Origin of the sequence: Micromonospora sp. NPDC049799 (genome assembly GCF_040656655.1) — a bacterium.
Taxonomy (GTDB): Bacteria; Actinomycetota; Actinomycetes; order Mycobacteriales; family Micromonosporaceae; genus Micromonospora.
This window is the reverse complement of the sequence record NZ_JBFAMU010000218.1, coordinates 1-8,280: the sequence shown is the minus strand read 5'-3', so window position 1 is coordinate 8,280 and position 8,280 is coordinate 1. Positions and strand designations below refer to the sequence as shown.

Sequence of the window (8,280 nt, the reverse complement as noted above, 5' to 3'; positions counted from 1 at the left end):
AGGGCCGCCCGGGCCGCGTCCCGGTCGACGTCCGGCGCCAGCGCGGCGAGCCGGGTCAGCTCGGCCGACAGCAGCCGGGTGGCGGCCTCCAGCTTCGTGGCGTGGGTGAGGTCCTCCCAGGAGGTGTGCCGGCCGGTGATCCGGGCGTCCAGGGCGGTGAACTCCGGCTCCGCGTCGGGATCCACGAACAGGCCGCACACCGCCGACAGCGCCTCGTACCCCGTCGTGCCGTCGACCGGCCAGTCCGGCAGCTCCTCCCCGTACTCCAGGATCTTCTCCACGACCAGCCACGCCTCGGGCGCGGCGGCGCGCAACCGCGCCAGGTAGCCGGCGGGGTCGCGCAGCCCGTCGGGGTGGTCGACGCGGATGCCGTCGACCTCCCCGGCCTTCGCCCAGGCCAGGACCAGCTCGTGGGTGGCGGCGAAGACGTCCGGGTCCTCCACCCGAAGGCCGGCCAGGTCGGAGACGGCGAAGAAGCGGCGGTACGTCAGCTCGGCGTCGCCGCGCCGCCAGGACACCAGCTCGTAGTGCTGCCGGTCGTGCACCTCGCGCGGCGTGCCCTCGGCGGTGCCGTCGGCGATCGGGAAGCGGTGCTCGTGGTACCGCAGCTCCCCCTCGACGACCTTGAGGTCGTCGAGGGCCTCCGGGGCGTCGGCCAGGACCGGGAGCAGCAGCCGACCCCGGTCCCAGTCGATGTCGAACCAGCGGGCGTACGCCGAGTCGCGTCCCCGGCGCAGCACGTCCCACCAGGCCGGGTTGGCGGCGGGCTGGGCCACCCCGGCGTGGTTGGGCACGATGTCCACGACCAGGCCAAGCCCGGCGCCGCGCAACGCCCGCAGGAGGCGCTGCCGGCCGGCCTCACCGCCGACCTCCGGGTTGACCGCGCGGTGGTCCACGACGTCGTAGCCGTGTGCCGAGCCGGGTGCGGCAGTCAGCAGGGGCGCGCTGTAGAGGTGGGTGACACCGAGGTCGGCGAGGTAGCCGGCGAGCCCGGCGGTGGTGTCGAGGTCGAAGCCGGGGCGGACCTGGACGCGGTAGGTCGACGTGGGGGTGGGGCGGGGGGTGTCGGGCATGGCTCAGACCGTCCTCTCGAGGACCACCAGGGAGCGGTCGGGGACGGTGAGCGCACCACCCGCCTCGACCACCGTCGTCTTCTCCGGATCGGGGTCGGCGGTGCTGATGACCAGCTCCCACCGCTGGCCGAACTCGACCGGCGGCAGGGTGAAGTCCAGCGGCGCGTCGTGGGCGTTGAAGCAGAGCAGGAAGGAGTCGTCGTGGTGGCGCTGGCCGTACTGGCCGCGCTCCCGGATGCCCTCGCCGTTGACGAACAGGGCCACCGACCGGCCGAAGTCGTTGCCCCAGTCCTCGCCGGTCATCTGGCGGCCGTCCGGGGTGTACCAGACCAGGTCGGGCAGCGGCTCGTCGACCTCGGGACCGCGGACGGTCAGGCCGGTGAAGAACCGGCGGCGGCGGAACACCTGGTGGCGGCGGCGGAACGCGACCAGCCGCCGGGTGAAGTCGAGCAGCTCGGTGTCGAGGTTGTCCCAGTCGATCCAGGCCAGCTCGCTGTCCTGGCAGTACGCGTTGTTGTTGCCGCGCTGGGTGCGGCCCAGCTCGTCGCCGTGCCCGATCATCGGCACGCCCTGGGAGAGCATCAGCGTGGCCAGGAAGTTGCGCCGCTGCCGGGCCCGCAGGGCGAGCACACCCGGATCGTCGGTCTCCCCCTCGACGCCGGAGTTCCAGGACCGGTTGTGGCTCTCCCCGTCCCGGTTCTCCTCGCCGTTGGCCTCGTTGTGCTTGTCGTTGTACGACACCAGGTCGTTGAGGGTGAACCCGTCGTGGCAGGTGACGAAGTTGATGCTGTGGAACGGGCGGCGCCCGTCGTCCTGGTAGAGGTCGGCGGACCCGGTGATCCGGGACGCGAACTCGGCCAGCGTCGCCGGCTCGCCCCGCCAGAAGTCGCGGACGGTGTCGCGGTACTTGCCGTTCCACTCGGTCCACACCGGCGGGAAGTTGCCGACCTGGTAGCCGCCGGGGCCCACGTCCCACGGTTCGGCGATGAGCTTGACCTGGCTGACCACCGGGTCCTGCTGGACCACCTCGAAGAAGGTGGACAGGCGGTCCACCTCGTAGAACTCGCGGGCCAGGGTGGCGGCGAGGTCGAACCGGAAGCCGTCGACGTGCATCTCGGTCACCCAGTACCGCAGCGAGTCCATGATCAGCTGTAGCGAGTGCGGGCTGCGGACGTTGAGGCTGTTGCCGGTGCCGGTGTAGTCGACGTAGTACCGCCGGTCCTCCTCCGACAGGCGGTAGTAGCTGTGGTTGTCGACGCCCTTGAAGCTCAGCGTCGGGCCGAGGTGGTTGCCCTCGGCGGTGTGGTTGTAGACCACGTCGAGGATGACCTCGATGCCGGCGGCGTGCAGCGCCTTGACCATGCCCCGGAACTCCTGCACCTGCTGGCCCAGGCGGCCGAGCGCGGAGTAGCCGTGGTGCGGGGCGAAGAAGCCGATGGTGTTGTAGCCCCAGTAGTTGCGCAGGCCCAGGTCGGCCAGCCGGTGGTCGTGCACGAACTGGTGCACCGGCATCAGCTCGATGGCGGTCACGCCGAGCGTCCGCAGGTGCTCGATCATCGGCGGCGAGGCGATGCCCGCGTACGTGCCGCGCAGCTCGTCCGGGATGTCCGGGTGCCGCATGGTCAGGCCGCGCACGTGGGCCTCGTAGATGACCGAGTGGTGGTACGGGATGCGGGGCGGCTTGTCGTTGCCCCAGTCGAAGTACGGGTTCACCACCACCGACTTCGGCATGAAGGGGGCCGAGTCGGTGTCGTTGCGCGTGTCCGGGTCGCCCAGCTCGTAGTCGTAGACCGCCGGGTCCCACTCGACGTCGGAGTCGATGGCCTTCGCGTACGGGTCGATGAGTAGCTTGTTCGGGTTGCACCGCAGGCCGTTGGCGGGGTCGTACGGGCCGTGCACGCGGTAGCCGTACCGCTGGCCCGGCTCGATGCCCGGGATGTAGGCGTGCCAGACGTACGCGTCGACCTCGCGCAGCGGGATCCGCCGCTCGACACCGGTGTCCCACTCGTCGAACAGGCACAGCTCGATGGACTCGGCCACCTCCGAGAAGATCGCGAAGTTGGTGCCCATCCCGTCGTAGGTGGCTCCCAGGGGGTATCGCTCACCCGGCCAGACCTGCATGTCGCTCCTCAGTCCCACGATCATGAGCGCGCACCGCACCATGAGCGCACCACACGGTGGGTACCGGCGGCGCGCAGGCGCCTTATTGCCCCCCAGTCTCGAACACGAATCCATCCGTTCGGCCGATGTCCGTAATCCACCCGAGTGACGCGTGATAAACCTTCAGGTGTCGTCCGTCACGTTGACCCCTTTCGAGATGCGGGATCGCGCGAGATGCCCTTTGCTTGTGCGCGGGACGCGCCCACGCGTCACCACTCGGCCTTCGGCCACCCCCACGCACCCCTGTTCTGCCGTCGACGGCGCCGGCGCGATTCACCATGCATGGACGGAGATTGATGTGACGACCCTGCGGGTCGACGTACCACCCACCACCGCCGCGGGCCGGAAGCACCGGCCCACCCTTTCCTCCTGGCCGCAGACCCCGGTGCCGTCCGGGTCCGGTGTCGCCCCGCAGTCCCGCCGCATCCTCATGCTGTCCTGGGAGTACCCGCCGGTGCTCGTGGGTGGGCTCGGCCGGCACGTGCACGCCCTGTCCGTGGCGCTGGCCGCCGCCGGCCACGAGGTCACCGTCGTCACCCGGCACACCGACGGCGCTCCCCTGGAGGAGTACGCCGACGGCGTAAGGATCGTCCGCGCCGCCGAGGACCCGGTCGCCTTCCCGCTGGCCACCTCGTCCCTGCTGGCCTGGACCATGGCGTTCAACCACACGCTGACCCGCGCCGCCCTGCGGGCCACCGAGTCCCAGTCGTACGACGTCATCCACGCCCACGACTGGCTGGTCGCGCACACCGCGATGACCCTCCGCGAGCACCTCGACATCCCCCTGGTCAGCACCATCCACGCCACTGAGGCCGGCCGCCACCAGGGCTGGCTCCCGGAGGAGATGAACCGCACCATCCACGGCGTCGAGCAGTGGCTGTCGACCGAGTCGGGCCGGGTCATCGTCTGCTCCGGCTACATGCGCGACGAGGTGACCGGGCTGTTCGGCGTACCGGGCTCCCGGGTCGACGTGGTGCCCAACGGCGTGGAGCCGCACCGGTGGAAGGTGTCGTCCCGCGCGGTCACCAAGGCCCGTGAGCGGTTCGCCGGCGACGGCCCGCTGGTCACCTTCGCCGGCCGGCTGGTCTACGAGAAGGGCGTCCAGCACCTCATCGCCGGCCTGCCCCGGCTGCGCGAGCGGCATCCCGGGCTGCGGGCCGTGATCGTCGGCGACGGCCCGTACCGCGCCGAACTGGAGGCCGAGGTGCACCGCCTGGGCCTCGGCGACACGGTAAGCCTCCCCGGCTTCCTCGGCGGCACCGACCTGCCGGCCGTCATGGCGGCGTCGGACTGCTTCGCGGTGCCGAGCATCTACGAGCCGTTCGGCATGGTGGCCCTGGAGGGCGCCGCCGCCGGCGCTCCCCTGGCCGTCTCCGCCACCGGCGGCCTGGCCGAGATCGTCGAACCGGGCGTCACCGGGATGACCTTCCGCCCGCAGGACCCCGACGGGCTCAGCGACGCGGTGCACGCCCTGCTGTCCGACCGGGAGCACGCCCGCCGGCTCGCCCGCCGCGCCCGCGCCATGGTGCACGAGCAGTACGGCTGGTCGGCGATCGCCAGCCGCACCGCCGCCACCTACGCGGCGGCCATCACCCAGTCCCCGCAGTTCGCCACCGAACGCGCCGCCCAGCGGATGGCCCACGGCCGGGCCCTGCCCACCCTCCCCCAGGGCAACCTGCTGGCCGCCGCCGGCCTCCGCTGAGGTGTAAGGAAGGGCCCCCCGTCAACGCCTGCGGTAGAGGAAGGGCCCCCGCTTAACAGGCGCGGTGCGCGTACACGACGAAGGCCGCCGACCCTCTGGTCGGCGGCCTTCGTGACGTGATCCTGGAACCTCAGCGCTCGTCGAGCGGGACGTACGCCCGCTCGGGGGAGCCGACGTAGACCTGCCGCGGACGGCCGATCTTGGTCTCCGGGTCGTTGATCATCTCGCGCCACTGGGCGATCCAGCCGGGAAGCCGGCCCAGCGCGAACAGCACCGTGAACATCTTCGTCGGGAAGCCCATGGCCTTGTAGATCAGGCCGGTGTAGAAGTCCACGTTCGGGTAGAGCTTGCGGGAGACGAAGAACTCATCGGCGAGCGCGATCTCCTCCAGCTCCATCGCGATGTCCAGCAGCGGGTCCGGCTTGGCCATCCGGCCGAGCACGTCCTGGGCGGCCTTCTTCACGATCGCGGCGCGCGGGTCGTAGTTCTTGTACACCCGGTGGCCGAAGCCCATCAGCTTCACGCCGTCCTGCTTGTCCTTGACCTTGCGGACGAAGGAACGGACGTCGTCGCCCTCGGCGTGGATCTTCTGGAGCATCTCCAGCACGGCCTGGTTGGCGCCGCCGTGCAGCGGGCCGAACAGCGCGTTCACGCCGGCCGAGACCGAGGCGAAGAGGTTGGCGTTGCTGGAGCCGACCAGCCGGACGGTCGAGGTGGAGCAGTTCTGCTCGTGGTCGGCGTGCAGGACGAAGAGCATGTCCAGCACCTTCGACATCACCGGGTCGACCTCGTACGGCTCCGCCGGGACCCCGAAGGTCATCCGCAGCAGGTTGTCGACGTACCCCAGCGAGTTGTCCGGGTAGAGCAGCGGCTGCCCGATCGACTTCTTGTACGCGTACGAGGCGATGGTCGGGACCTTCGCCATCAACCGCACCGTGGAGATCTCCACGTGCTCGGAGTCGAACGGGTCCAGGCTGTCCTGGTAGAAGGTCGACAGGGCGCTCACCGCCGACGAGAGCACCGCCATGGGGTGCGCGTCCCGGGGGAAGCCGTCGAAGAAGCGGCGCATCTCCTCGTGCAGCAGGGAGTGCCGACGGATCCACTCGGTGAACTCGGTGAGCTGCTGCTGGGTGGGCAGCTCCCCGTAGATGAGCAGGTAGGAGACCTCCAGGAAGGAGGACTTCCCGGCCAGCTGCTCGATCGGGTACCCGCGGTAGCGCAGGATCCCCGCGTCACCGTCGATGTACGTGATCGCGGAGGAGCACGCCGCGGTGTTCACGAAACCGGGATCGTAGGTGGTCATCCCGGTTTCCTTCAGCAGCTTGCCCACCCCGATGCCGGCGGGGCCCTCGACCGCGTTGTGCACCGGCATCGAAAGCTGCCCACCGGGGTGATCGAGCTTGACTTCCGTCATGTGGTTCCTCGCTTCGCCGGCAGATCTTCGTTGAATTGCCTTCGCTTTTACCGTAATCGCGGTCTCGGGGATACCGCCCGCCGTGGTTCGGCGGTGAGGTATGCGTCACCCGATTCCCGACCTACCGGCCGGGAAACCCCCTCGGTTCCGGGTACGCCGCCTGCCGGAGCGCGGCGGGCGGAAGGCATGGGAACGGTACCGGTCGCGGAAGGCGGCCGGCGCGCGAGGTCGATCAAGAGCTGGCCGCGGCGTTGAGCGGGGGCCCTTCCTCTACCGCAGGCGTTAACGGGGGGCCCTTCCTTACACCTCGGACAGGGTGAGGCGGCGCAGGGAGCCGTCGGGGGCGACCCGGTAGACGTCGAGGCGGTTCGCGCCGGCCTGGTACAGCCGGTCGTCGGCGAGCAGCGCCGCGAAGCGGCGGCCTCCGGTGTCGCGGGACACCACCGGCACGACCGCCCCGACGCGGCCGTTGACGGCGAGGGCGAGGGACGTCCCGTCGGGTACGTCGTCCGGCACGTCGCCCCACACCAGCGCGGGCAACTGGCCGGCGTCCGGGTCCACGGCACGGAACGCCCCGAGCCGGGCCACCTCGGCGGTACCGCCGAGGGGACGGTCGCCGACGGTGGTGCCGACCAGGGGGTGCGGTGTGGGCGGTCGGAGCGGGCCGGGCACGCCGCCGGTGATCGGGGTCGGCTGGGCGGGCCGGTCGTAGAACACCTTGCCCGGGTCGGTACGCGGGCCCTGCCGTGCGGACCGGCCGTCGACCCGCCACGGCAGCCGGATCGCCGCCTCGTCGGCGACGGTCGGCAGCAGGTCCACGTGCTGCCAGTTCCGGTCGTCGACGCGGCCGGTGCGCTGCCCGGGGCTCTTGACGAACAGCGGCACCCAGGCGACCTCGTCGGCGGCGGCCCTGATCGCGTCCATCCCCCGTCCCTGGGCGCCGGGGGTGAAGCTCACCCCGTGGTCGGCGGTCACCACCACCAGCGCCCGGTCGTACAGGCCGGTGGCGCGCAGGGTCCGCAGCGTCTCGCCGATCAGCCGGTCGGTGTAGCCGAGCTGCGCGAGGTGGCGCTGCCGGGCCAGTTCCGTCCAGCCGGCGGCACCGTCGTTGGGCAGGTCCTCCGGCGCGTCGTAGCGGGCGCCCGACGGCAGGTACGACCACGGCGAGTGGGGCATGAGCAGGTGCAGGAAGTGCAGGGCGGGCCGCGTGGCGGGCCGCAGGCCGGCCAGGAAGCTGGTGAAGCGGGCCGGCTGGTTGTCGTCGAGGCTGTCCCAGCGGAACGTCGGGTCGGCCGGCACCGGCTCGGCGGCGTCCATGCCCGCCTCGGCGCTGGTCCGTTCCCGGTAGGAGTCCGCCGGGTCGATCCGGCTGTCGACGGGCGCGGCGATCCGGCGCAGCAGCGTCCCGGTCTCCCGGACCAGCACGCCGAGCCCCTGCTCCGGACTGACCGGTGTCTCGCAGCGGCTGGGCGGGCAGAGCCGGGTGATGCTCTCCTCGGCGTGGATGTCGTAGAGGCCGCCGAAGGCGGTGAAGAGGTTGTCCGGGTACTGCGCGTAGTGCGGCGCGACGCCCTCGGCCGGGTACCGCCCGGTCAGCATCGCCGGCAGCGCGTAGGGCGTCCACCCGCTGACACCGGTCGCGTTGCGGTACCAGGTCGAGCCGCCGGCCAGCTCCGCGAAGTGGGGGAACCGGGCGGCGTCGATGCGGCCGTCGGGACCGAGCAGGGACACCAGTGGCAGCTCGTCGAGGATCAGCATCACCACCGGCGGGTGGATGCCGCCCTTCGCCGTACCGGCGGCGCCGCCCTCGCCGCGTGGCAGCACCACCGCCGAGGTCGGCGAGGCGAACAGGAACAGCACCACGAACACCGGCGGGCCCGCAGCGGCCAGCCGCAGCACGCGACCGGGCCCGCGCCACCGGGTCGCTCACC

Annotated in this window: 4 protein-coding genes and 1 pseudogene; 1 reads left to right on the top strand and 4 read right to left on the bottom strand. The window is 71.5% G+C overall.

Annotated features, from left to right (window positions below; genetic code table 11):
• Together AB0I76_RS17355 and glgX are read right to left on the bottom strand one after the other, a co-directional pair.
• On the bottom strand, positions 1-1,073 hold a 1,073-nt coding region (locus tag AB0I76_RS17355; protein WP_357036038.1), incomplete at its 3' end, for an alpha-amylase family glycosyl hydrolase.
• 3 nt (positions 1,074-1,076) lie between these two features.
• Positions 1,077-3,194 (bottom strand): glycogen debranching protein GlgX, encoded by a 2,118-nt coding sequence (gene glgX, locus AB0I76_RS17350; protein ID WP_357036035.1) that lies wholly within the window; start codon positions 3,192-3,194, stop codon positions 1,077-1,079.
• A gap of 337 nt (positions 3,195-3,531) precedes the next feature.
• On the opposite strand from glgX, the gene AB0I76_RS17345 reads away from it, so the two are divergent.
• A complete protein-coding gene (locus tag AB0I76_RS17345; protein ID WP_357036032.1) occupies positions 3,532-4,935 on the top strand; it encodes a glycosyltransferase family 4 protein in 1,404 nt (467 codons plus the stop codon).
• Between the two features lie 130 nt (positions 4,936-5,065).
• Here the strand turns inward: AB0I76_RS17345 and AB0I76_RS17340 are convergent, their stop codons facing one another.
• Positions 5,066-6,349, bottom strand: a complete 1,284-nt coding sequence (locus tag AB0I76_RS17340) for a citrate synthase (protein WP_357036029.1) — start codon at positions 6,347-6,349, stop codon at positions 5,066-5,068.
• Positions 6,350-6,649: 300 nt separating this feature from the next.
• Positions 6,650-8,269, bottom strand: a pseudogene (locus AB0I76_RS17335) (sulfatase-like hydrolase/transferase); the annotation flags it as partial.
• Between the last annotated feature and the right edge of the window lie 11 nt (positions 8,270-8,280).